The following is a 24,012-nucleotide window of genomic DNA, read 5'->3' as shown; positions in this document are numbered from 1 at the left end:
GAAGGGATCTTCGCTGTACTGAAGACTTATTTTTCCAGCCCCGCGAAGCGGGTCCGCGGTAGCCCTGGATATGTGAATACATCGTATCCGGGTATTTTGGCTGGGAGACTTTGGTAGCCACCATTACGGCGGATGGCATGAGTCCATCTTATGGTTCGGGATTTGCAAAATCAAGACGTTTCAGGGCGATATAATCCGACAAAAACAGAAATCAATCGTTAGCCTTAATCGCCCTCGTAAATAAGGATGAAAACACGTTCTCATCCATTTCGACGCTAGGGTTTACACGGAGTTTCATAGAGAGGAAAAGGCCTTCCCACGGGCGGAGAAAGCCGAATGACAGCCCGGAATTCGGCTGTTGGCAAGCTTCGGGGGATGAGGCTGGCACCATCCTGGTGCCTGGCCCGATGGGACGCCGGCGTGGCAAGAATTATCGATATGTTGCGCCGGACACATCACCCCAGGATATGGGCCGATTAATCGAAATATAGGTAACACTTTTATTTTTTTGGACGCACGGTCATTTACTCCATATAGGCGAAGTCGAATACCGTGTGACCGCCCTGATGATGCCAATGGTGCATCGAAGCATGACGCCGTCCCAGAAAATTGGCGTAGTGTATTTCTCCGTCATCCTCGACGTAGGAGTGCGGCGACAACTGCTCGATCCGGTTGAGCGACACGCCCTTGCCGTAGTGGCAGAAGCCCTGGTACTGCGCGCAGCGGATGACGTCTCCGCCAGGCGAGACAACGATTCCAGCGTTGCGCGCCCGCATCGGGTTGCGCACGATGGGGTTGCAGGCATGCGGCGTCCAATTGGTGGAGAGCGGCGAATCGGCGAAGAACGCGAACAGCTCGTCGCAATGGCTCTGCCCGTCCGTCCTGTCGATATTGGTCAATAGCCACCAGTATTCCCCGTGCTTGAATATTATCGTATCGACAGCGGAAACATTACTCATCAGATTATATTGAAGCTCCCACTTCAATGGAAAATCCGTGCATTTCCATAATTCTATGCTGCGATTACCGCAGGTCTCCGGCACCATGTAGGTGACACCTTCATATTCAAATATATACGGGAACGACAAATGGTACGGCAGGTTCAGCGCCGTCCCCAAAAGGCGGAAAGCCCCGTCGGAGTACGTCGCGACCGAGATCGTCCCTTTGCGCGAGGAGAAGTCGTAATCCTCGAAAAATATATAGGGCTGTTTATCGTGGGTATATACAAAGGGATCAGCGAAAAACCTGCCCTTGGGTGGCTGCAACACCATCGCTTCGGATATCACCGCCTGCTGCCGGCCCGACGGAAACATGCCTATCCGCCAGCGCACGTTACGTTTCATGATGCGACGCACAATAAAATCAGCCATTAACCAGGCCTGGCGGGCGACATACGCCGCGCCGTCCCAGGCCACCGGATCCCGGCGCCGCTCGCCGCTCATGATCTGCATGCCAGCCGGCGGCGTGCGGCGCGCGCGCGCCAGCGCCTGCAGCGCGTCGCGGACCATGAAGTTGCCCAGGCAGAATGCGCGCGCCCGATTCTTCAGCCAGAAGATCTCGGTGTTGAAGCTGCGCTGGTCCAGCAGCTCGTCCTCGTCCTCGCTCGCGCCCAGGCGCCACAGCTTGACCGTGGTGTGATCCGCCCGCTGATACACCTCCCAGAATCCCGCATAGCTGCCGCTGGCAACCGCAACGTCGGAATAGCTCAACTGCCAGGCGCCCTGGCGCGCCCAGCCCGCGATACGCTCGCGCGGCACAGGCGGCGCGCCCAGCACGATCACCAGGTCCAGCCCCGGCGGCGCCAACCGCTCCGCGCCGCCGCCTGCCGTCATCTCGACGATCTCAGTATCGGGACCGGGCAGGTGCTCGCGCAGGTCGCGGCAAGCCAGCTGCGCGCGCGGCTTGCTTCCCAGCAGCCGGGACTCGAAACGGGACAGCGCGCCGAAAAAAGCCCTCGCGCCGAAATGCGCCTTCGTTTCCGCGCCCGCGCGGCCGGCCACCAGCAGGGCGGCGATCTGGAAGTCCTGGCTGTGCGCCAGCCATTCGACCAGCTCATGCATCCAGCCGGGCTGCTCGTATCCGTCGACCAGCAGTCCCACTCTGTAGGTCTTCATTTCTCCAGCTCCTGTGTCGGGGCAAGGGCCAGCCGCCGCCAGCCGGCGGGCTGGCGGCGCAACCATAAGGGCATGGCTACACAGCCTTCATACGGATACTGAAACGTTTCGCAGGCATCTTCCAGCGAGCTTTCAGCCTAGGGCTGGCGCACGAAGCCAAATGGCGCATGGCGCGCCCGCCGAGCGCCCTTGCCTCGGCCAAATTCGCCGGGGGAGTTCATCCATCCGGACGTAGCAGCGCGCGGCGCGCGGGGCGCGGCGGCCGGCATCCCTCTGCCTTGTCTCATGCCCCTTGGGGTAAACCCTATTCGGGATTGCAGGGACTCGCTCTTGCCGGAAATCTGTCGCATACTCAATTTAAACGAACGTTTGAATTCAACCTCATGCAAGAACTCAGATCCTCTTCAACCCGGGAATCCATCCTGGACACTGCCGAGGCGTTGTTCGCCCAGCAGGGTCATGACGGCACGTCGATGCGCCAGATCACTGGCGCGGCCGGCGTGAATCTCGCGTCCGTGAATTACCACTTCGGCTCGAAGGAGTCGCTGGTGCAGGCGGTGCTCAAGCGCCGCCTGGCCGTGCTCAACAGCGAGCGCATGCGCCTGCTGGACGAGCTCGAAGCCCAAGCCGAGGGCAAGCCGCTCAAGCCCTCGCAAATCGTTGACGCCTTCATCGGCACGCTGCTGCGCCTGGCCGCCGACCCGGAGCAGGCGGGCAGCACTTTCCTGCCGCTGCTCGAACGCACCATGTCCGACCCCACGGACTTCATCCGCGCGCTGTTCGCGGAGGAATACGCGGACGTGCTGGACCGCTACCGCAACGCGCTGTTCGCGGCGCTGCCGGACGTGCCGCGCGCCGAAATCATGTGGCGCTTTCAATTCATGCTGGGCGCGACGTCCTACGCCATCATCGGCACGGACCTGCTGCGCTCGGTCACCGGCTGGGTCATCGACGAAGCCGAACAACCCAACAACCCCGAACTGCTGCTGCCGCGCCTGATGAGCTTCCTGCTCGGGGGCCTGCGCGCGCCGCTGCCGCAGCGGCCATCCTGTTAGAGCCAGCAACGGTCAGGCCCCCGGCAATGGGCCGAACATTGCGATAGGAGACAAGAATATGCACCCGATCCTTCTTGCGCTGCTCGTCTTGGCGCTTCTGGCCGTGGTCCTGCTGGGACTGCGTCCCTTGCGACGAGCCGTGCTGTCGGCCCCGATCTTCAACATGTACCGCAAGGTGCTGCCGCAGATGTCGGACACCGAGCGCGACGCGCTCGAGGCCGGCACCGTATGGTGGGAAGGCGAGCTGTTTCGCGGCCGTCCCGACTGGAGCCGCCTGCACGCCTATCCGCGCCCGCGCCTGTCCGACGATGAGCAGCGCTTCCTGGACAACCAGGCCGAGGAAGCCTGCCGCATGGTCAACGACTGGGAAGTCACGCAGGAACGCTTCGACCTGCCCGCCGATGTCTGGAACTACCTGAAGAACCAGGGCTTCCTGGGCATGATCATTCCCAAGTCCTACGGCGGCCTGGGCTTTTCCGCCTATGCGCATTCAGAGATCGTGACCAAGCTGTCGACCCGCTCGTCGGCGCTGGCCGTGTCGGTCATGGTGCCGAACTCTCTGGGCCCGGCCGAGCTGCTGCTGCACTACGGCACCGACGCGCAGAAGAACCACTATCTGCCGCGCCTGGCGCGCGGCGAGGAAGTGCCGGCCTTCGCGCTGACCAGCCCCTGGGCTGGCTCGGACGCAGCCGCCATTCCCGACAGCGGCATCGTCTGCAAGGGCGAATGGCAGGGCCGCGAAGTGGTCGGCATGCGCGTCACCTGGGACAAGCGCTACATCACGCTGGCGCCGGTCTGCACCCTGCTCGGCCTGGCGTTCCGCCTGTATGACCCGGACGGACTGCTGGGCGACGAGAAGGACCTGGGCATCACCTGCGCGCTGGTGCCGCACGACCACCCCGGCGTCGACACGGGCCGCCGCCACTTCCCGCTGAACGCCATGTTCATGAACGGCCCGACGCGCGGCCAGGACGTGTTCATGCCGCTGGACTTCATCATCGGCGGCCCCGCCATGGCCGGCCAGGGCTGGCGCATGCTGATGGAATGCCTGGCCGCCGGCCGCTCGATCTCGCTGCCGTCCTCCAACACCGGCATGTCCAAGCTGACCGCCCGCGCCGTGGGCGCCTATGCCCGCGTGCGCAGCCAGTTCCGCACCCCGGTGGGCAAGTTCGAGGGCGTCGAGGAAGCGCTGGCGCGCATCGGCGGCCACACCTACATGATGGACGCCGCGCGCAGCATGACCGCCGGCGCGGTGGACCTGGGCGAAAAGCCCTCGGTCGTCTCCGCCATCGTCAAATACCACGTCACCGAGCGCGCGCGCCAGGTCGTCAACGACGGCATGGACGTGATCGGCGGCAAGGGCATCTGCCTCGGACCGTCCAACTTCCTGGGCCGCGCCTACCAGCAGATTCCCATCGGCATCACCGTGGAAGGCGCCAACATCCTGACCCGCAGCCTGATCATCTTCGGCCAGGGCGCGATCCGCTGCCATCCCTACGTGCTGGCCGAGATGCAGGCCGCGCAATCGTCCGACCGCCAGCAAGGTCTGCATGACTTCGACCGCGCCTTCTGGGGCCACGTGGGCTTCGTCGTGAAGAACAAGCTGCGCGCGCTGGGCACCGCGCTTACCGGCGCCCGCCTGGTCGGCGTGAACGCCGACGTCGCGCCCGAGATGAAGCGTTACTACCAGCAGCTCAGCCGCTACAGCGCTGCCTTCGCGCTGCTGGCAGACACCTCCATGCTGGTGCTGGGCGGCAGCCTGAAGCGCCGCGAGCGCCTGTCCGCGCGCCTGGGCGACATCCTGTCGCAGATGTACCTGATCAGCGCCACGCTCAAGCGCTACCAGGACGAAGGCCGCCAGGCCGCCGATGCGCCGCTGGCGCACTGGTCGATCCAGGACGCGCTGTTCCGCCTGCAGGAAGCCTTCGACGGCGTGCTGGAAAACTACCCGAACCGCTTCGTCGCCTGGGTCCTGCGCCGCATCGTCTTCCCCTGGGGCCATCCGCAATCGCTGCCCTCGGACGAACTGGGCCAGCAGGTCGCCAAGCTGCTGATCAACCCGGGCGCCGCCCGCGACCGCCTGACCGCCGGCTGCCACCTGCCCGCCACCGCCGACGAGCCGGTGGGCGCCATCGAGCTGGCGCTGGCCGCCACGCTGGAGGCCGAACCCATCGAGGCCAAGATCCGCGAGCTGGAAAAGCGCGGCGCGCTGGACGGCAATCCGCAGGCCAACGTGCGCGACATCGCCGACGCCGCCTATGCGGCCGGCGGCCTGACCGACGAGGAATACGCCGTGGTCAAGCGCAGAAACACCTTGCGCGACACCGTGGTCAAGGTGGACGATTTCCCCTTCGATCTTGGCGCGGGCGCGATCCGTCCCGCCGCCGAGCGCCGGGCCGCATGAGCACCAAGGACGCACGGATGGCATTCAAACCGGTATATGTGGTGGACGGGTCCCGCACGCCTTTCCTGAAGGCGCGCACGGGCCCCGGCCCGTTTTCGGCGGGCGACCTGGCCGTGCAGGCCGGGCGCGCGCTGCTGCTGCGCCAGCCCTTCTCGCCCACCGACGTGGACGAGGTCATCATTGGCTGCGCCGCGCCCTCGCCCGACGAAGTCAACATCGGCCGCGTGATCGCGCTGCGCCTGGGCTGCGGCAACCGCGTGCCGGGCTGGACCGTGATGCGCAACTGCGCCTCGGGCATGCAGGCGCTGGACTCGGCCATCGCCAACATCCAGTCGGGCCGTTCGCAACTGGTGGTGGCCGGCGGCGTGGACGCGCTGTCGCGCGCGCCGCTGCTGTTCTCGGACGACATGGTGCGCTGGCTGTCCGGCTGGTACGCCGCGCGCGGCCTGGGCGCCAAGCTGTCCGCGCTGCGCCGCTTCAAGCTGCGCAACCTGGCGCCCGTCATCGGCCTGCTCAAGGGCCTGACCGATCCCGTGGTCGGACTGTCGATGGGCCAGACGGCCGAAAACGTCGCCACCCGCTTCGGCATCGACCGAGCCGCCATGGACGCCTACTCGGCCGGCAGCCACCAGCGCGCGCTGGCGGCGCGCGCCGCCGGCGCCCTGGCCGAGATCGTGCCGATCATCGACGCCAAGGGCACGCTCTATCCCGAGGACGACGGCGTGCGCGCCGACTCCACCCCGGAAAAGCTGGCCAAGCTCAAGCCCGTGTTCGACAAGCCCTGGGGCAACATCACCGCCGGCAACAGCTCGCAGGTCACCGACGGCGCGGCCATGCTGGTGCTGGCATCGGAAGAGGCCGTGCAGCGCTGGAACCTGCGTCCGCTGGGCCGCATCGTCGACAGCCAGTGGGCCGGCCTGGATCCGGCGCAGATGGGCCTGGGTCCGGTGCACGCCGCCACGCCCATCCTGCAACGCCACGGTCTGGGCCTGAATGACCTGGACTTGTGGGAGATCAACGAGGCCTTCGCCGCCCAGGTGCTAGGCTGCCTGGCCGCATGGCGCGACGAGGCCTATTGCCAGGAGCACTTCGGCACGCCGGCCTGGGGCCAGCTCGACACCGATCGCCTGAACATCGACGGCGGCGCCATCGCCATCGGCCATCCCGTCGGCGCGTCCGGCGCCCGCATCGTGCTGCACCTGCTGGACGCGCTCAAGCGCCGCGGCGCGCGGCGCGGCATGGCCGCCATCTGCATTGGCGGCGGCCAAGGCGGCGCCATGCTGGTCGAAACCCTGGAGGAGCGCGCATGAGCCGCAACGCCGCCTCGACGCGTACCACGGAGACCGCCCGATGAGCGCACTGGACACCCTCTCGCACTGGCGCCTGGCGCGCGACCCCGACGGCCTGGCCTGGTTGACCTTCGACCGCGCCGCCAGCGCGGTCAACGCCCTGTCGGCCGACACCATGGCGGAACTCGCCCTGGTGCTGGACGCGCTGGACAAGGACCCGCCCAAGGGCCTGGTGATCCGCTCGGGCAAGCCGACCGGCTTCATCGTGGGCGCCGATGTCAACGAATTCGCCAGCCTGGACACGCCCGAGCAGGGCCGTGCACTGGTGGCGCGCGGCTGGAACCTGTTCAACCGGCTGGCCGCCGTGCGCTATCCCACGCTGGCCCTGATCCAGGGCCACTGCCTGGGCGGCGGCCTGGAGCTGGCGCTGGCCTGCCGCTATCGCCTCGTGGCGGACCAGCCCGGCGTATCGCTGGCGCTGCCCGAGGTCATGCTGGGCATCTTCCCCGGCTGGGGCGGCATGCTGCGGCTGCCGCGCCTGATCGGCGCGCCGGCCGCGCTGGACATGATGCTCACCGGCCGGGGCGCCGACGCGCGCCGCGCCGCCGCGCTGGGCCTGGCCGACGCGCGCGTGCCGCCGCGCCTGCTGGAAGCCGCCGCGCGCGCCACGGTGCTGTCCGGCAAGCCGACGCGCCAGGCGCGCGGCCTGGCCGCCTGGACCAACCGCTGGCCGCTCAAGGCCATCGTCGCCAACCGCGCGCGCAAGCAGATCGCGGCCAAGGATCCCCTGGGCCACTATCCCGCCGCGCCGGCCATCGTGACGCTGTGGGAACAGCACGACGGCGACGCCCAGCGCGCGCCCTCGCTGATCGACGGCATCATCGCGTCCGACACCGCTCGCAATCTGCTGCGCGTGTTCCGCCTGCAGGAGCGGCTCAAGGCCAACGGCCGGCAGCCCGGGGCAGCCCCGGCGCGGCGCATCCATGTGGTCGGCGCCGGCGTCATGGGCGGCGACATCGCCGCCTGGTGCGCCTACAAGGGACTGACCGTCACGCTGCAGGACCAGGACATGGCCCGCATCGCGCCCGCCATCAAGCGCGCCGCGACGCTGTACGCGCGCCGCCTGAAGGACCCGCGCGCGGCCCGCGCCGCCATGGACCGCCTGATCCCCGATCCCGCCGGCACAGGCGCGACACTGGCCGACATCGTGATCGAGGCCATCAGCGAACAGCCCGAGGCCAAGCTCGCGCTGTATCGCGCGCTGGAACCGCGCATGAAGCCCGACGCGGTGCTGGCCACCAATACGTCCAGCCTGTCTCTGGAAACGCTGCGCGCGGGACTGGCGCGGCCCGAGCGTCTGGTGGGCATCCACTTCTTCAATCCCGTGGCCAAGATGCCGCTGGTGGAAGTGGTGCACGCCGACGGCACGGCGGCCGATGCGCTGGCGCGCGCCAGCGCCTTCGTCGGCCAGATCGACAAGCTCGCCCTGCCGGTCAAGAGCGCGCCCGGCTTTCTGGTCAACGCGGTACTGGCGCCCTACATGCTGCAAGCCATGCGCAGCGTGGACGCGGGCGTCGCGCCGGCCGCGATCGACGCGGCCCTGGTGGCCTTCGGCATGCCGATGGGACCGCTGGAGCTGGCCGACACCGTGGGTCTGGACATCGCCCGCGCCGCCGGCGAGGAGCTGGCCGGCGGCCAGGAGCCGCCGCGCTGCCTGGCGGACCGGCTGTCGCGCGGCCAGCTGGGCCGCAAGACCGGCCAGGGCTTCTATGCCTGGCGCGACGGCAAGCCCGTCAAGGACAAGGCGTCCGCCGCCCCCGCCGGCCTCGCGGCCGGCCTGATCCAGCCCCTGATCGACGCGACCCGGCAGCGGGTCGATCAGGGCATCGTCGCCGACGCCGACCTGGCCGACGCCGGCGTGATTTTCGGAACGGGATTCGCCCCCTTCACGGGCGGTCCCTTGCATTACCAAGGCAGGACCAAGACGTAGCGCAGTAGAGGAAATACGGCTCACGCCGATAGACCGGGCCGCCGAGCCCGGCAGTGCCATAACGACACCTATCCAACACGAGGAGGCAGTACCATGAGCAGACGTTCATTGTCCCTGAGCACCCTGTCGGTCATCGTGGCCGGCCTGGGCGCGTCCACCGTCGCCCACTCCGCCGGCTTCCAGCTCCTTGAGCAGAACGCCAGCGGCCTGGGCAACGCGTACGCGGGCTCGGCGGCAAATCCGGAAAACGCCAGCATCATCTACTACAACCCGGCCGGCATGACGTACCTGCCGGGCTTCAACTTCTCGGGCGGGGTCAACCTGATCAAGCCCTCGTTCAAGTTCTCGGACAACGGCGACAGCCGCAATCCCGGCGTGCCCGGCATACCCGGCTCCGGCCTGGGCGGCTCGCGTCCCACCGGCGGCAACGGCGGCGACGCCGGCAAGCTCGGCGTGGTGCCGAACCTCTACGCCTCGCTGCAGCTCAATGAAAAGTGGTTCATCGGCCTGGGCATCGGCGCGCCGTTCGGCCTGATGACCAAGTACGACGAAGGCTGGGCCGGCCAGTACCACTCCAACAAGTTCGACATCAAGACCATCAACGTGAACCCCTCGGTGGCCTATAAGGTCAACGACAAGTTCTCGATGGGCTTTGGCCTGAACTGGCAGCGCATCGACGCCGAGTACAAAAAGAAGACCGTGGTGCAATTGCCCGTGCCGGGCCGCCCGGTCTTCACCAATGGCGATGCCGACCTCAATTTGAAGGGCGACGCCTGGGGCTGGAACGTGGGCTTCATGCTGCAACCCACCGAGGACACCCGCATCGGCCTGTCGTACCGCTCGAAGATCCGCCAGACGGCCAAGGGCGATACCGACATCGACAACATCGGGCCGACCCGTCAGTCCGCTTCGTTCGACGCCAAGGCGACCGTGGACCTGCCCGACACGCTGATCCTGAGCGCCGCGCACCAGCTGAACGAGCGCTGGGAACTGCTGGGCGACATCTCGTGGACCGGCTGGAGCAGCATCCCCGCGCTGAAGATCCGCAACTCGGGCACCGGCGCCAAGGATGACGAGCTGCCGCTGAACTTCCGCGACACGTGGCGCCTGGCCGTCGGCGCGAACTACAAGTTCGCGCCCGACTGGAAGTGGAAGTTCGGCCTGGCCTATGACCAGTCGCCGGTCCACAAGGAACAGGACCGCCCCACCTCGCTGCCGGACAACGACCGCTACTGGTTCTCGACCGGCGTGCAGTGGCAGGCCACCAAGAACACGACGCTGGACGTGGGCTACACCTACCTGTACCTGCGCAAGACGTACATCGACACGAACTCCGGCAACGCCCTTGCCAAGGGTCGCGTGGCGGGCAGCTACGACAGCAGCGGCCACATCTTCGGCCTGCAGGTCTCGTCGCGTTTCTAGCAGGGGCTGCCCACCCTGGAGCGCCACACGCTCCCCAAGGGCGCCGCCGCGGACCGGACCGGCAAAGCCGGCTCCGCGCGGTTTGGACAGGAATAGGGGCCACCCGTTGTATGCGCGGCGGGTGGCGCCCGTTTCGTGAAGGACCGGAGCAACATGTCCCTTCCCGCACGGGGACGGCAAGCGCAACAAGGCGCACAGCCTTGGGCATTTTTTGGAGACTTCCTTGAGCAAGTTCGTCGTTAAACACGTCGCCGTGCTGGGTGCCGGCGTCATGGGCGCGCAGATCGCCGCCCACCTGGCCAACGCCGGCGTGCCCGTCACGCTGTTCGACCTCGCCGCCAAAGAAGGCGACCGCAACGGCATCGTCAAGAAGGCGCTGGCCGGCCTGAAGAAGCTCGAACCCGCGCCGCTGGCCGGCGTCGCGCGCCTGGCCCTGATCCAGCCCGCCAACTATGACGACCATATCGAACGGCTGCAGGGCTGCGACCTGATCATCGAGGCCATCGCCGAGCGCATGGACTGGAAGACCGCGCTGTACGAGCGCATCGCGCCGCACGTGGCGCCCGGCGCCATCATCGCCTCGAACACCTCCGGGCTGTCGATCGACGCGCTGGGCCACGCCCTGCCCGAGCAGCTGCGCCACCGCTTCTGCGGCATCCATTTCTTCAACCCGCCGCGCTACATGCGGCTGGTCGAGATCATCGCCACCTCGCACACCGAACCGCGCGTGCTGGACCAGCTCGAAACCTGGCTCACGTCGACGCTGGGCAAGGGCGTGATCCGCGCGCTGGACACCCCCAATTTCGTCGCCAACCGGATCGGCGTGTTCTCGATCCTGGCGGCCATGCATCACACCGCCCGCCTGGGCCTGGGCTTCGACGAAGTCGACGCGCTGACCGGCCCGAAGATCGGCCGTCCCAAGAGCGCCACCTATCGCACCGCCGACGTGGTCGGCCTGGATACGCTGGCGCATGTGATCGGCACCATGGACAAGAACCTGGCCGACGATCCCTGGCACCGCTATTTCAAGCAGCCCGAGTGGCTGGCCGCGCTGATTTCCAAGGGCGCGCTGGGCCAGAAGAGCGGCGCAGGCGTCTATCGCAAGGCCGGCCGCGAGATCCAGGTGCTGGATCTGAAAGCCCAGGACTACCGCCCCAGCGCCGGCAAGCTGGCAGACGAGGTGGGCGCGATCCTCAAGGAACGCGATCCGGCCAAGCGCTTCGCCGCGCTGCGCGCCAGCAGCCATCCGCAGGCCCAGTTCCTGTGGAGCCTGTTCCGCGACATCTTCCACTACAGCGCCGCGCAGCTGGCCAACGTGGCCGACAATGCCCGCGACCTGGACCTGGCCATGCGCTGGGGCTTCGGCTGGGCCCAGGGCCCGTTCGAGACCTGGCAGGCCGCCGGCTGGCAACAGATCGCCCAGGCCGTGGCCGAGGACATCGCCGCCGGCCGCGCCATGAGCGACAGCCCCCTGCCCGCCTGGGCGCTGGAGCCCGCCCGCCAGGGCGTGCACGCGCCCGAGGGTTCGTATTCGGCGCGCAGCGGCAAGCTGCATGCGCGCTCGTCCCTGCCGGTGTACCGCCGCCAGATCTATCCCGAGCGCGTGTTCGGCGAAGCGCCCGACAACCGTGGCGTCACCGTCTGGGAAAACGAAGGCGTGCGCCTATGGAACCTGCCCGACGTGGATCCGGGCGTGGCCATCCTGTCGGTCATCTCCAAGAACCACACGCTGGGCGCCGAGGTGCTGGAAGGCATCCTGCAGGCCGTGGCCCGCGCCGAGCGCGAGTTCGACGGCCTGGTCATCTGGCATCCGGCTCCCTTCGCCGTGGGCGCCAACCTGCAGCAGGTGGTCGAAGCCTGCGCCGCCAGCCAGTGGGACATGCTGGAAGCCACGGTCGAGAAGTTCCAGCGCGCCTCGCAGGCCTTCAAGTACGCGCAGATCCCCACCGTCGCCGCCGTGCAGGGCATGGCGCTCGGCGGCGGCTGCGAGTTCCTGATGCATGCCTCGCACCGCGTGCTGGCGCTGGAAAGCTACATCGGCCTGGTCGAGGCCGGCGTGGGCCTGATCCCGGCCGGCGGCGGCAGCAAGGAATTCGCCGGCCGCGCGGCCGCGCTGGCCGCCAAGACCGCCACGCCCGGCGAAGTCTTCCCGTTCCTGCAACCGATCTTCCAGACCATCGCCACCGCTCAGGTCGCCAAGAGCGCGCGCGAGGCCATCGAGACCGGCTTCGCCCGCGAGCAGGACATCGTGCTGTTCCATCCGGACGAGCTGCTGTTCGTGGCCATCGGCCAGGCCCGCGCCGCCGCCCAGGCCGGCTACGTGCCGCCGGCCAGGCTGCAGAACGTGCCGGTCGCCGGCCGCAATGGCATCGCCAACTTCGAGATGATGCTGGTCAACATGCGCGAAGGCGGCATGATCAGCGCGCACGACTACCGCGTGGCGCGCAGCGCCGCCGTGGCGCTGTGCGGCGGCGAGATCGAGACCGGCACGCGCGTGGACGAGGAATGGCTGCTGACCGTGGAGCGCAAGGAGTTCGTGGCGCTGCTGCGCACGCCGGAGACCCAGGCCCGCATCCGCCACACCTTGGAAACCGGCAAGCCTCTGCGGAATTGAGCCCCCCCGAGCGCCTTCGGCGCCTCCCCCAGGGGCGCCGGCTGCGGACCGGCGGAGCCGGATCCGCGCGGCCCCGATCGTGGGGCGCCGTTGTGGGTTGGGAGAGTTTGGGTCCATGGATATTTGAGGATATGAGATGAGCAAGCAAATTCAAGACGCGTATATCGTTGCCGCGACGCGGCTGCCGGTGGGCAAGCGCAATGGCGCTTATGCGACCACCCGGCCGGACGACATGCTGGCGGCGGCGCTGAATGGGGCGCTGGCGCAGGCGCCGGGGCTGGATCCCGCGCGCATCGAGGACGTGATCGCGGGCTGCGCCATGCCCGAGGCCGAACAGGGCATGAACGTCGCGCGCATCGGGCTGCTGCTGGCGGGACTGCCGCAGAGCGTGGCGGGCGTCACCGTCAACCGCTTCTGCGCCTCCGGCCTGCAGGCGGTGGCCGACGCCGCCGCCCGCATCCGCACCGGCGAGGCCGACATCATGATCGGCGCGGGCACCGAGTCCATGAGCGCCATGCCGCAGATCATGGGCAACAAGGTGTCGATGAATCCGGCCATCTTCGCGCACGAGGAAAACCTGGGCATGGCCTTTGGCATGGGCCTGACCGGCGAGAAGGTCGCCGAGCGCTGGAAGGTGTCGCGCGAAGACCAGGACGCCTTCGCGCTGGCTTCCCACCAGAAAGCCTGCGCCGCCATCGCGGCAGGCCATTTCAGGGCCGAGACCACGCCCTTCGAGGTGGTGTCGCACCTGCCCGACGCCAACGGCGCGGTGCGCGTGGCGCGCCGGCTGGTCGAGACGGACGAAGGCCCGCGCCCCGACAGCAGCGCGGAATCGCTGGCCAAGCTGCGCCCGGTGTTCGCCGCGCGCGGCAGCGTCACCGCTGGCAACAGCTCGCAGATGTCCGACGGCGCGGCCGCCGTGATCCTGGTGTCCGACCGCATCCTGCGCGAATTCAACCTGCAACCGCTGGCGCGCTTCGTCAGCTTCGCCGTGGCCGGCGTGCCGCCCGAGGTCATGGGCATCGGGCCGGTGGCCGCGATCCCGAAGGTGCTGGAGCGCGGCGGCATCACGCAGGATGCGCTGGACTGGATCGAACTGAACGAAGCCTTCGCCGCGCAATCGCTGGCGGTGATGCGCGAACTCAGGCTCGACCCCGCCAAGGTCAACCCGCTGGGCGGCGCCATCGCCCTGGGCCACCCGCTGGGCGCCACCGGCGCGATCCGCACGGCCACGCTGGTCCATGGCCTGCGCCGCACCGGCGGCAAACACGGGCTGGTGACGATGTGCATCGGCACCGGCATGGGCGCGGCTGGCCTGTTCGAGGCGCTGTAGGACGGCGGGTATCCAGTGAAGCCTTATTGGTTCAAGCGCCTGTCCCCCGAATGGCGCGCGCGGCTGATGCGGGTGGGGTTCAACCTGCATCCGGCGTTCCGCGCCACCGGCGGGCGGGTGCTGCACGTGTCTCCGGATTTTCATCACATCCGGATCAAGCTGCCGCTGTTGCGGCGCACCCGCAATATCGTTGGCTCGATGTATGGCGGCTCGCTGTTCGCGGTGACCGACGGCGCCCACCCCACGATGCTGATGTCCGCGCTAGGCTCGGATCACATCGTATGGGACAAGGCGGCGTCCATCCGCTACCGCAAGCCCGCCTACACCACCCTGTACGTGGATTTCCGCCTGCCTGCCGGGGAAATCGCGGAAATCCGCGAGATCCTGGCGCGCGAGCATGAAACCACCCGGACGTACACGGTGGAACTGCAGGACAAGGACGGCGTCGTCTACGCCGTCGTGGAACGAACGATCTATATCGCAAACAAGAAGTTCTACAAGCAGAAGACCCAAGGAGGTGACAAATGCATCGCATCCCCGGAGGGCGAACCGCCGCCCTGAGCCTGATCCTGGCCGCCGCCCTGGCGGGCGCCCCGGCCCTGGCGGCCGACGTCGAAGTCGGCGGCCTGCGCGTCCCGGACCAGTTGTCCGAGGGCGGCCGCGCGCTGGTGCTCAACGGCGCCGGCGTGCGCACCAAGTTCGTCGTGAAGGTCTACGTGGCCGCGCTATACGCGACCGCCAAGACCGGCGACGCCGCCGCGCTGGTCAATAGCGCCGAACCCCGCCGCATGCGGCTGCACATGCTGCGCGACGTCGACAGCAAGAGCCTGGACGGGGCGCTGCAGGACGGATTGCGCGACAATACGCCCAAGCAGGAGCTGGAAGCGCTGAAGGAACCGGCCCAACGCCTCTCGGCCCTGATGGCCAGCGTGGGCTCGGCCAAGGAAGGCGACGTGATCGACCTGGACTTCGACGCCAAGGGCGTATCGGTCAGCGACAACGGCAAGGCGCGCGGACGCATCGACGATCCCGCCTTCGCCCGGGCGCTGCTGCGTGTATGGCTGGGCGAAAACCCGTCGCAGTCCTCCCTGAAGAAGGCCCTGCTGGGCAACTAGGCGGAATCCCCAACGATATGGAACGAATCTGGCAAAAGAGCTACCCCCCCGGCATGCCCACGGACATCCAGCTCGACGGCGTGTCGACGATGGTGACGGTGGTGCGGGACAGCTGCCGGCAGTATGCCGGCAAGACCTCGTACATCAGCATGGGCAAGTCGATCAGCTACGCCGAACTGGACGCGCTGACGCGCGACTTCGCCGCCTGGCTGCACGCCAACGGGCTGGGCAAGGGCGACCGCATCGCCCTGATGATGCCCAACCTGCTGCAATACCCGGTCTGCCTGTTCGGCGCCTGGCGCGCCGGCTGCGTGGTGGTCAACTGCAATCCGCTCTACACCGCGCACGAGCTTGAGCATCAGCTGGCCGACTCGGGCGCGCGCGCCATCGTGGTGGCGGACAACTTCGCCGCAACCTTGCAGCAGGCGCTGCCCAAGAGCGCCATCGAGCGCGTGCTGGTCACCTCCATCGGCGAATTGCTGGGCCCGCTCAAGGGCCGGCTGGTCGACCTGGTGGTCAAGCGCGTCAAGCGCATGGTGCCGGCGTGGTCGATTCCCGGCGCGCAGCGGCTGGGCCAGGCGCTGCGCGCCGGCCGCGCCCTGCCCTTCACCGAGGTCGAGCTGAACCAGGACGACCTGGCCTGCCTGCAATACACGGGCGGCACCACCGGCGTGGCCAAGGCGGCCATGCTGTCGCACGGCAACCTGATGGCCAACGTCAGCCAGGCCCACGCCTGGGTGACGCCGCTGGTCCGGGACGGCGAAGAACTCATCGTGACGGCGCTGCCGCTATATCACATCTTCGCGCTGACGGCGAACTGCCTGACGTTCATGAAGATCGGCGCCAGCAACCTGCTCATCGTCAACCCACGCGACATACCGGGGCTGATCAAGGAAATGTCCAAGGCGCCGGTCAGCGCCTTCACCGGGGTCAACACGCTGTTCAACGCGCTGCTGAACAACCCCGATTTCGCCAAGCTGGATTTCTCGCGCCTGCGCCTGACGCTGGGCGGCGGCATGGCGGTGCAGCGTTCGGTGGCCGAGCGCTGGCGCGCCGTCACCGGCCGCTCGCTGGCCCAGGCCTACGGCCTGACCGAGACCTCGCCCGCCGTGACCATCAATCCGCTGGACGTGAAGGAATTCACCGGCTCCATCGGCCTGCCGGTGCCGTCCACCGACATCTCCATCCGCGACGACGAGGGCCGCGAACTGCCCATCGGCGAGCGCGGCGAGATCTGCGTGCGAGGCCCCCAGGTGACGCGCGGCTACTGGAAGCGCCCGGACGAGACCGCGCTGGTGCTGTACGCGGACGGCTTCCTGCGCACCGGCGATATCGGCTACGTGGACGAGGCCGGCTATGTGTTCCTGGTGGACCGCAAAAAGGACATGATCCTGGTGTCCGGCTTCAACGTCTATCCGAACGAAGTCGAGGATGCGGCCGCGCTGCACCCCGGCGTGCGCGAGGTGGCGGCGGTCGGCGTGCCGGACGAACGCTCCGGCGAGGCGGTCAAGCTCTACGTCATCCGCAAGGATCCGAACCTGGACGCCGAGACGCTGATCGCCCATTGCCGCACCCAGCTCACCGGCTACAAGGTGCCGCGCTACGTGGAGTTCCGCGACGACCTGCCGCGCACCAACGTCGGCAAGATCCTGCGGCGCGAACTCAAGCCGGAAGCCCAGGCGCAGGCCAAGGCGCCCGCCCAGGCCTGATCCCGCGTCGCGGCGGGCCGGCGGCGCCGGCCCGCTGCGTTTTGGCGCCGCCGCGACGGCGCGCCGCCTACCACTGCCCGAAATACACGCCCGCGCGCTTGTGCGCGTTGGTGGCCCGCTCCACCGCCTCGTCGCTCATCGTGGTGCGGGTGCGGCCGCGCAGCATCCACTCCAGCAGGCGGTGGCGCAAGGCCCCGCGCACCTCGGCGTGCGCGGCGCTGGTCCCCAGGTCCTGGAACTCTTCGGGATCGGCCCGCAGGTCGTACAGCTGCTCCGGCTCGTCCAGCCAGTACACATAGCGCCACCGGTCCGTGCGCAGCGACCAGGCGCGGGCATTGCGCGGCGTCTTGCCGCGCAGCAGGCGGGCCTGGCGGAAGCTGTAGTCCAGCTCCGAATACACGCAGTCGCGCCAGGGCTGGCCGTCCGGCAGGCCATGCAGCACTTCCTGCAGCTCGCATCCTTCCAGCCGGTGCGCCGGCCGGGGCGCGTCCAGCGCGCGCAGCACGGTGGGCACCAGGTCCACGCTTTCGACCATGTGGTCCAGCGCCTGGCCGCGCGTGGCGTCGGCCTCGCCGGACGGATCCATGACGATGAAGGGCACGCGCTGCACGGTGTCGTAGAACAGCTCCTTCTCGCCCAGCCAATGGTCGCCCAGGAAATCGCCGTGGTCGGCGGTGAACACGATCAGCGTGTTCTTCATCAGGCCCGCGCCTTCCATGTAGTCGAACAGGCGTCCCAGATGGTCGTCCAGCTGCCGGATCAGGCCCTGGTAGGCCGGACGCACCACGCGCACGCAATCGTCGCTGGAAAAACTGACGCTCTCCTCGTGCTGCCGATAGGCGGCCACCACCGGATGCGCACTCTCCAGCTCGGCAAGATTGCGCCGCACGGGCAGGCATTGGTCCGCGCGGTAGCGCCGATGATAGGGATCCGGCGCCATGTAGGGCCAGTGCGGTTTCACATAGCTCAGGTGCAGCACCCAGGGCTGGCCGCCGCGCCGCTTCATGAAGTCCAGCGCCTGGTCCGTCATGTAGGCGGTCTCGGAATGCGCCTCGGCCACGCGCGAGGGCAGATGCACGTTGCGCATGTTCCAGCCGCTCACCACCTGCCCGGACGCGTCCACGCCGGCAATGACGTAGTCGGTCCAGGGATCGGCGCTGTCGTAGCCGTGACGCCGCAGGAAGGCCGGATAGCCGCTCTCGGCCCCGGGCTCGTGATGGCCGTCGTAGCGGTCCAGCTCGACGAAGCCGCCCCGGCTCAACAGGATGCCCAGTTCGGACGCGCCGTCGATGGCAAGCCGCTCCATGCCCGCCTTGTCCGGGATCACGTGGGTCTTGCCGGCCAGCGCCAGATCGCGCCCTTGTCCCGCCAGGTATTCGCCCAGCGTGATCTCGTTGACCGAAAGCGGCACGCGGTTCCAGGTCGCGCCGTGGCGCGATGGATAGCGGCCGGTGTAGTAGCTCATGCGCGACGGGCCGCACACCCCGGAGTTGACGAAGGCGCGCGTGAAGCGCGCGCCGCGCGCCGCCAGCCCGTCCAGGCTGGGCGTCTCCAGGTAGGGATGGCCGTAGCAGCCCAGGTGGTCGGCCCGCAGCTGGTCGGCCATGATGAACAACACGTTCTGGACGGCGCCCATGTCTGCCCCTTTTCTTACTGCGTGACCGTGAAGCCGGACGCGCGCACCACCGGCTCCCACTGCTTGCGATAGGCGTCCAGCGCCTCGGCGCTGCGGGCGGCGTCGGCCGACACCGGTTCCAGGTAGGCGGCGCGCACGGCCTCGCGCAGGGCCGGCTCGTCCAGCACGGCTGCGATGTCGCGCCCCAGCCGTTCGGCCTTGTCCGCCGGCATGGCGGCCGGCGCAAAGAAGGCGTTCCAGCCATCGGCGGCCAGGTCCACGCCGGCCTCGCGGAAGGTCGGCACGTCGGGCAGGTCGGGATCGCGCGCCTCGCCCGAGGTCGCCAGGATGCGGATCTTGCCGGCGCGGTGCTGCGGCAGCAGCGTGTCCAGCGTGTCGATGGCCTGCGGCAGGACGCCGCCGATCAGCTCGGAGATCAGCGGCGCCGATCCCCGGTAGCCGACGATCTCGGGCTCCTGGTTGATGGCGCGGCCCAGCATCAGCGCGAAGAAATGCGGCAGGCTGCCGGTGGCGGGCACGCCCACCGAGAACAGCCGGGGATCGTCGCGCAGGACCTGGCGCAGGCCGGCCACGTCGCGCACCTTGGAATCCGCCGCCACCGCCAGCGCGAACTTGTAGCGGCTCACCAGCGACACCGGCTTGAAATCGCGCTGCGCGTCGTAGCCTGGCTTGTCGTAGACCAGCGGCGCCACCACCATGACGGCCGGATTGGCCAGCATCAGCACGTTCTGCGCCGCCCCGGCCGCATGCAGGCCCTGGGCGGCGATGCGACCGCCGGCCCCGGTCTTGTTCTCGACCACCACCGGCGCACCGATGCGCTCCTTGAGCCGGTCCGCCACCAGCCGCGCGACGCGGTCGGAACTGCCGCCGGGCGGATAACCCACCACGATGGTCAGCGCGCCGTCCAGCGGCGGCTGAGCCTGTACGGCGGGACAGGCCGCCACGCTTGCCGCCAAGACCAGGCCCGTCGCCCAGCCGCTCAATCTCTTGCGCATCGCTCTCTCCTGATTCGCCGCGGCCATGGCGCTCCCCGGCCGGTTGGCCGGATGCCGGGGCCATTCCCCGTGGTTGCTCCGGGGGCTATTCCCTATGCCCGGCGCATGCCCAAATGGGCAAAATGAATTTAGCAACGCGACGCTTTGTTGATCTAATCCAGTACTTTCCATAACGATATGCATGCGCGACGGGCAACAGCTCGGCCCGCGGGAGACGCCATGGCAACGCCCCCTGCCCCCGGCCAGGCCAGCCTGTCCGATATGCTGATGTACCGTCTCTACCAGGCCTGGTCGCAATCCAACCCGGTATTCGTGCGCCTGTGCGAAGGCCGCTACGGCATCACCCGGCGCGAGTGGCGGTTGCTGGCCTGCGCGGTGGAGGGCGGCATCATGACCTCGGCCGAGCTGGCGGCGGCGGCCAAGCTGGACCTGGCCCGCACGTCGCGCACGCTCGGCACGCTGTGCGAGAAGGGCTGGCTGCGCCGACTGCACGACAGCGCCGACCGGCGCGTGGTCCGGGTCGAGGCCACCGAGCGAGGGCAGGAACGCTACCTGGCGCTGCTGCCCGAGGTCGCGCGCCTGAACGACATGCTGGTGCAGGACCTGAGCGCGACCGAGGTCGAGCAGTTGCGCGGCTTCCTGGCGCGCATCGAGCAACGCGGCCGGCGCATGGCCGAGGACAACATCGTGTCGGACAAGGCCAGCCGGCGCGCCGGCGGCACCCGCCGGGCGAGGTAGAAGCCCACCCCGCCTCGTTCAACCGGGTCTCCACAAACATTTGCTACGCTAGGCGTCTGCCGTCCGCGCAGCCGCGCCACGGCCGTCCACGCCCGCCGCGCCCACGAAGCCGGCCGGGCGCCCCTACGGATATTCCATGCCCGGCGTCCAGCGCACATCCATCTTCCGTCGTTTCGAAGGCCTGATAGACCCCTTCAAGGACGCTCCGGACATCACCCCGCCCGGCCGCGTGCTGCGCTTCTACGCCTACTACCTGTTGCAGGTCTGGCCGATCTTCGCCGTGCTGCTGGTGGTGGGGCTGGCGGGCGCGCTGGTCGAGGTGGCGCTGTTCAGTTTCCTGGCCGACATCGTCGACCTGGCGCGTGACACGCCGCCCGCCGAGTTCTTCCAGCGCCACGCCGGCCTGCTGCTGTGGATGGCGCTGGTGGTGATGGTGCTGCGCCCGCTGGCGATCGCCGCGCACGACCTGCTGACCCACCAGACCATCGCGCCCAGCCTGACCACGCTGGTGCGCTGGCAGAACCACCGCTACGTGCTGGGCCAGGGGCTGGCGTTCTTCCACAACGACTTCGCCGGCCGCGTCGCCAACCGCGTCATGCAGGCTGGCAGCGCGCTGCGCGATTCCGCCGTGCAGTCGGTGGACGCGCTGTGGCACGTCATCCTGTACGTGGTCAGCGCGCTGTACCTGTTCGCCGAGGCAGACTGGCGGCTGGTGATCCCGCTGGTGCTGTGGATCGTCGGCTACTGCTGCATGCTGGGCTATTTCGTGCCGCGCATGCAGGCGCGCGCCGTGACCGCCTCGGAAGCGCGCTCCAAGCTCATGGGCCGCATCGTCGACGGCTATACCAACATCGGCACGCTCAAGCTCTTCGCCCATGCCCGGCAGGAAGAGAACTACGCGCGTCAGGCGCTGGCCGAACAGACGGAAAAACAGCGGCTGTCGACCCGCGTCATCACGGCGATGGACGTGTCCATCAATACGCTGAACGGCGTGCTGATCGTCGGCACCGCCGGCCTGGCGCTGTGGCTGTGGAGCCAGGACAGCATCACGCTGGGCGCGATCACGCTGGCGCTGGGCCTGGTGATCCGCATCAACAACATGTCGGCCTGGATCATGTGGGAGGTCAGCGGCATCTTCGAGAACGTCGGCATCGTGCAGGATGCCTTGAGCACCATTTCGCAGCCCAAGCAGGTGCTCGATGCGCCGGCGGCCGGCCCGCTGCGCATCGAGCGCGGCGAGGTGCGTTTCGACGACGTGTCCTTCCACTATGGCGGCGCCCGCGAGGTCATCCCGCACCTGAACCTGACGGTGCGCGCCGGCGAGAAGATCGGCCTGATCGGCCCGTCCGGGGCCGGCAAGTCCACGCTGGTCAACGTGCTGCTGCGCCTGTACGACCTGCAGGGCGGACGCATCCTGATCGACGGCCAGGACATCGCCGGCGTCACCCAGGAAAGCCTGCGCTCGCAGATCGGCGTGGTCACGCAGGACACCTCGCTGCTGCACCGATCCATCCGCGACAACCTGCTCTATGGCCGCCCCGACGCGTCCGAGGAACAGCTGCAAGACGCGGTGCGGCGCGCGCGGGCCGGCGACTTCATCGCCGGGCTGGTCGACGGCGAGGGCCGCCGCGGCCTGGACGCGCACGTCGGCGAGCGCGGCGTCAAGCTGTCCGGCGGCCAGCGTCAGCGCATCGCCATCGCCCGCGTGCTGCTCAAGGACGCCCCCATCCTGATCCTGGACGAAGCCACCTCGGCGCTGGACTCGGAAGTCGAATCCGCGATCCAGGAAAGCCTGGAAACGCTGATGCAGGGCAAGACCGTGATCGCCATCGCGCACCGGCTGTCCACCATCGCCCGCATGGACCGGCTGGTGGTGCTGGACCAGGGCCGCATCGTCGAGGCCGGCACGCATGCCGAGCTGGTGGCCCGGGGCGGGCTGTATGCACGGCTGTGGAGCCACCAGACGGGGGGGTTCGTGGGGCTGGATTGAGCGTGCGCCCGCGTCAGCAGACGCGGAGGGCTCAGACGGCCGCCACCCTTGCCGCCAGCGCCTTGCGATCCACCTTGCCCACCGCGTTCTCGGGCAGCGCGTCCACCCAGAGCACGTCGCGCGGCACATAGATGCGGCCCAGGCCCGCCAGCACGGCGGCGCGGATCGCCGCCTCGTCCGCCGGCGGCGCGCCGGCCGCGCGGGTCGCGAAGACCACCGGGACTTCGCCCAGGTCGGCATCGGGCGCGCCCACCACGCAGCAGGCCGCCACGCCGGGCAGCGCCGCCACCACGCCCTCGACCAGCGCCGGCGAGATGTTCTCGCCGCCACGGATGATCACGTCCTTGATGCGCCCGGTGATGGTCAGATAGCCGTCGGCGTCGAAGCGACCCACGTCGCCGGTGCGCAGCCGCCCGTCGGCCACGCCGATCTGGCCCTGCGCGCCCAGGTAGCCCAGCATCAGGCTGTCGCCCTCGATGCAGATCTCACCCTCGCCGCCCGCCGGCGCCGCGCTGCCGTCCGGCTGGCGCAGGACCACGCGCTGGCCGGCCAACACCGTGCCCACCGTGCCCACGCGCCGCGCGCCGGGCGGATTCATGGTCGAGGTGCAGGTCGCCTCCGACAGGCCGTAGGACACCAGCAGCGGACAGCCCAGGAAGGCCTCGATGCGCCGGTGCAGCGCCTCGGTGATCGGCGCCGAGCCGCAACGCGCGTAGCGCAGGCCCGCCAGGCTGGCGGGTTCGAATGCCAGGTCCAGCATGCGCGCGTACATGGTCGGCACGCCGGTCATGATGGTGGGGCGCCAGCGCGCCAGCAGCCCCGGCATGTCCTCGGCGCGGAAGCGCCCGGCCAGCGCCACGCAGGCCCCGGCCAGCAGCGGCGTGAAGACCTGGTTGTTCAGCGCGTTGGTGTGATGCAGCGGCATCACGTGCAGCAGCCGGTCGTCCGGCGTCAGGCCGCTATGCGCCAGCACGCCGCGCGCATTGTTCATCAACCCGCGATGGCTCAGCAGCACGCCCTTGGGATGGCCGGTGCTGCCGGAGGTGAAGAGCAGCAGCGCCGGCGCGTCCGCCGCCAGCGCCGGCGCCCAGAAAGGCTCGCCCCGCGCCAGGCACGCGGCGGGCAACAGGCGGACGGCCGGCAGCCCGGACGCGGCGGCCGTCCCCGCGTGCGCAGGGTCGTGCAGCATCCAGCCCAGGCCCACGGCGGCAACGCGGCGCGCCGTCTCCTCGTCGGCCAACCGGGGTTCCAGCGGACACGGGCAGGCGCCCGCCGCCATCGCGCCCAGGATCGCGATCAGTTGCTCCAGCGAGCGCTCCATCGCCACCGCGACGAAGTCGCCCGCTGCCACGCCCGCCGCGCGCAACGCGCCCGCGGCGCGGGCCACGCGCTCATGCAGCGCCGCGTAGTCCAACGTGGCGTCTTCGGCGACCAGGGCGGGCAGGCGCGCCCGGTCCGGCCGGGTCCAACTGCGGGCGTAGGCCGCCACCAGCGTGGCATCGGTGTCGTTCATATCAGTGTCTCCAGGCGATCGGGGCCGCATGGATCCGGCTTTGCCGGGCCATCGCGGCGCCCCCTTGAGGGGGGAGCGCGCCAGCGCTCGGGGGT

16 protein-coding genes are annotated in these 24,012 nt (G+C 68.7%); 12 read left to right on the top strand and 4 right to left on the bottom strand.

Annotated elements, in window-relative coordinates; translation table 11 throughout:
• Nucleotides 1–524: 524 nt before the first annotated feature.
• The gene (locus AC6LJ5_RS04430; RefSeq protein ID WP_103275464.1) at nt 525–2,114 is read right to left on the bottom strand and encodes a glucosamine inositolphosphorylceramide transferase family protein; all 1,590 of its coding nucleotides are present in this window, start codon (nt 2,112–2,114) and stop codon (nt 525–527) included.
• 383 nt (nt 2,115–2,497) lie between these two features.
• On the opposite strand from AC6LJ5_RS04430, the gene AC6LJ5_RS04425 reads away from it, so the two are divergent.
• The 10 genes from AC6LJ5_RS04425 (at nt 2,498) to AC6LJ5_RS04380 (ending at nt 17,045) form a co-directional block, all read left to right on the top strand.
• Nucleotides 2,498–3,169, top strand: a complete 672-nt coding sequence (locus AC6LJ5_RS04425; RefSeq protein ID WP_498139904.1) for a TetR/AcrR family transcriptional regulator — start codon at nt 2,498–2,500, stop codon at nt 3,167–3,169.
• 58 nt (nt 3,170–3,227) lie between these two features.
• Entirely contained in the window at nt 3,228–5,573 is a 2,346-nt protein-coding gene (locus tag AC6LJ5_RS04420; protein WP_498139903.1) for an acyl-CoA dehydrogenase, read from the top strand.
• A gap of 17 nt (nt 5,574–5,590) precedes the next feature.
• The gene (locus AC6LJ5_RS04415) at nt 5,591–6,883 is read left to right on the top strand and encodes an acetyl-CoA C-acetyltransferase (protein WP_392411058.1); all 1,293 of its coding nucleotides are present in this window, start codon (nt 5,591–5,593) and stop codon (nt 6,881–6,883) included.
• Between the two features lie 40 nt (nt 6,884–6,923).
• A complete protein-coding gene (locus tag AC6LJ5_RS04410) occupies nt 6,924–8,852 on the top strand; it encodes a 3-hydroxyacyl-CoA dehydrogenase NAD-binding domain-containing protein (RefSeq protein WP_498139902.1) in 1,929 nt (642 codons plus the stop codon).
• 93 nt (nt 8,853–8,945) lie between these two features.
• Entirely contained in the window at nt 8,946–10,274 is a 1,329-nt protein-coding gene (locus tag AC6LJ5_RS04405; protein ID WP_103275469.1) for an OmpP1/FadL family transporter, read from the top strand.
• Nucleotides 10,275–10,497: 223 nt separating this feature from the next.
• On the top strand, nt 10,498–12,888 hold the full coding sequence (locus tag AC6LJ5_RS04400; RefSeq protein ID WP_498139901.1) for a 3-hydroxyacyl-CoA dehydrogenase/enoyl-CoA hydratase family protein: 2,391 nt from the start codon (nt 10,498–10,500) through the stop codon (nt 12,886–12,888).
• Between the two features lie 136 nt (nt 12,889–13,024).
• Entirely contained in the window at nt 13,025–14,221 is a 1,197-nt protein-coding gene (locus AC6LJ5_RS04395; RefSeq protein ID WP_103275471.1) for an acetyl-CoA C-acyltransferase, read from the top strand.
• Nucleotides 14,222–14,236: 15 nt separating this feature from the next.
• A complete protein-coding gene (locus AC6LJ5_RS04390; protein ID WP_103275472.1) occupies nt 14,237–14,782 on the top strand; it encodes a DUF4442 domain-containing protein in 546 nt (181 codons plus the stop codon).
• The gene (locus AC6LJ5_RS04385) at nt 14,746–15,336 is read left to right on the top strand and encodes a chalcone isomerase family protein (protein WP_392411482.1); all 591 of its coding nucleotides are present in this window, start codon (nt 14,746–14,748) and stop codon (nt 15,334–15,336) included. The genes AC6LJ5_RS04390 and AC6LJ5_RS04385 overlap by 37 nt, the downstream gene beginning before the upstream one ends.
• Nucleotides 15,337–15,353: 17 nt before the next feature.
• Nucleotides 15,354–17,045: an AMP-binding protein gene (locus AC6LJ5_RS04380; protein WP_103275474.1), complete on the top strand. Its 1,692-nt coding sequence runs from the start codon at nt 15,354–15,356 to the stop codon at nt 17,043–17,045.
• A 67-nt stretch (nt 17,046–17,112) separates the two neighbouring features.
• Here the strand turns inward: AC6LJ5_RS04380 and AC6LJ5_RS04375 are convergent, their stop codons facing one another.
• Both AC6LJ5_RS04375 and AC6LJ5_RS04370 read right to left on the bottom strand, forming a co-directional pair.
• Nucleotides 17,113–18,681 carry a sulfatase-like hydrolase/transferase gene (locus AC6LJ5_RS04375; RefSeq protein ID WP_498139900.1) on the bottom strand — a complete coding sequence of 523 codons (1,569 nt, stop codon included), beginning with the start codon at nt 18,679–18,681 and terminating at the stop codon, nt 17,113–17,115.
• A gap of 14 nt (nt 18,682–18,695) precedes the next feature.
• Nucleotides 18,696–19,676, bottom strand: a complete 981-nt coding sequence (locus AC6LJ5_RS04370; RefSeq protein ID WP_392411480.1) for a tripartite tricarboxylate transporter substrate-binding protein — start codon at nt 19,674–19,676, stop codon at nt 18,696–18,698.
• Between the two features lie 219 nt (nt 19,677–19,895).
• Between AC6LJ5_RS04370 and AC6LJ5_RS04365 the strand changes: the two genes are divergently transcribed.
• Together AC6LJ5_RS04365 and AC6LJ5_RS04360 are read left to right on the top strand one after the other, a co-directional pair.
• Nucleotides 19,896–20,414, top strand: a complete 519-nt coding sequence (locus AC6LJ5_RS04365) for a MarR family winged helix-turn-helix transcriptional regulator (protein ID WP_103275477.1) — start codon at nt 19,896–19,898, stop codon at nt 20,412–20,414.
• Nucleotides 20,415–20,550: 136 nt separating this feature from the next.
• Nucleotides 20,551–22,404, top strand: coding sequence for an ABC transporter ATP-binding protein (locus AC6LJ5_RS04360; RefSeq protein WP_498139899.1), 1,854 nt, complete (start codon nt 20,551–20,553; stop codon nt 22,402–22,404).
• Between the two features lie 31 nt (nt 22,405–22,435).
• Here AC6LJ5_RS04360 and AC6LJ5_RS04355 read toward each other — a convergent pair whose 3' ends face one another.
• On the bottom strand, nt 22,436–23,917 hold the full coding sequence (locus AC6LJ5_RS04355; RefSeq protein WP_498139898.1) for a class I adenylate-forming enzyme family protein: 1,482 nt from the start codon (nt 23,915–23,917) through the stop codon (nt 22,436–22,438).
• Nucleotides 23,918–24,012 lie beyond the last annotated feature (95 nt).

It is taken from the genome of Achromobacter sp. 1011791174 (genome assembly GCF_059760925.1).
The sequence above is the reverse complement of the archived record's forward strand: the minus strand, read 5'-3'. Positions and strand labels throughout refer to the sequence as shown.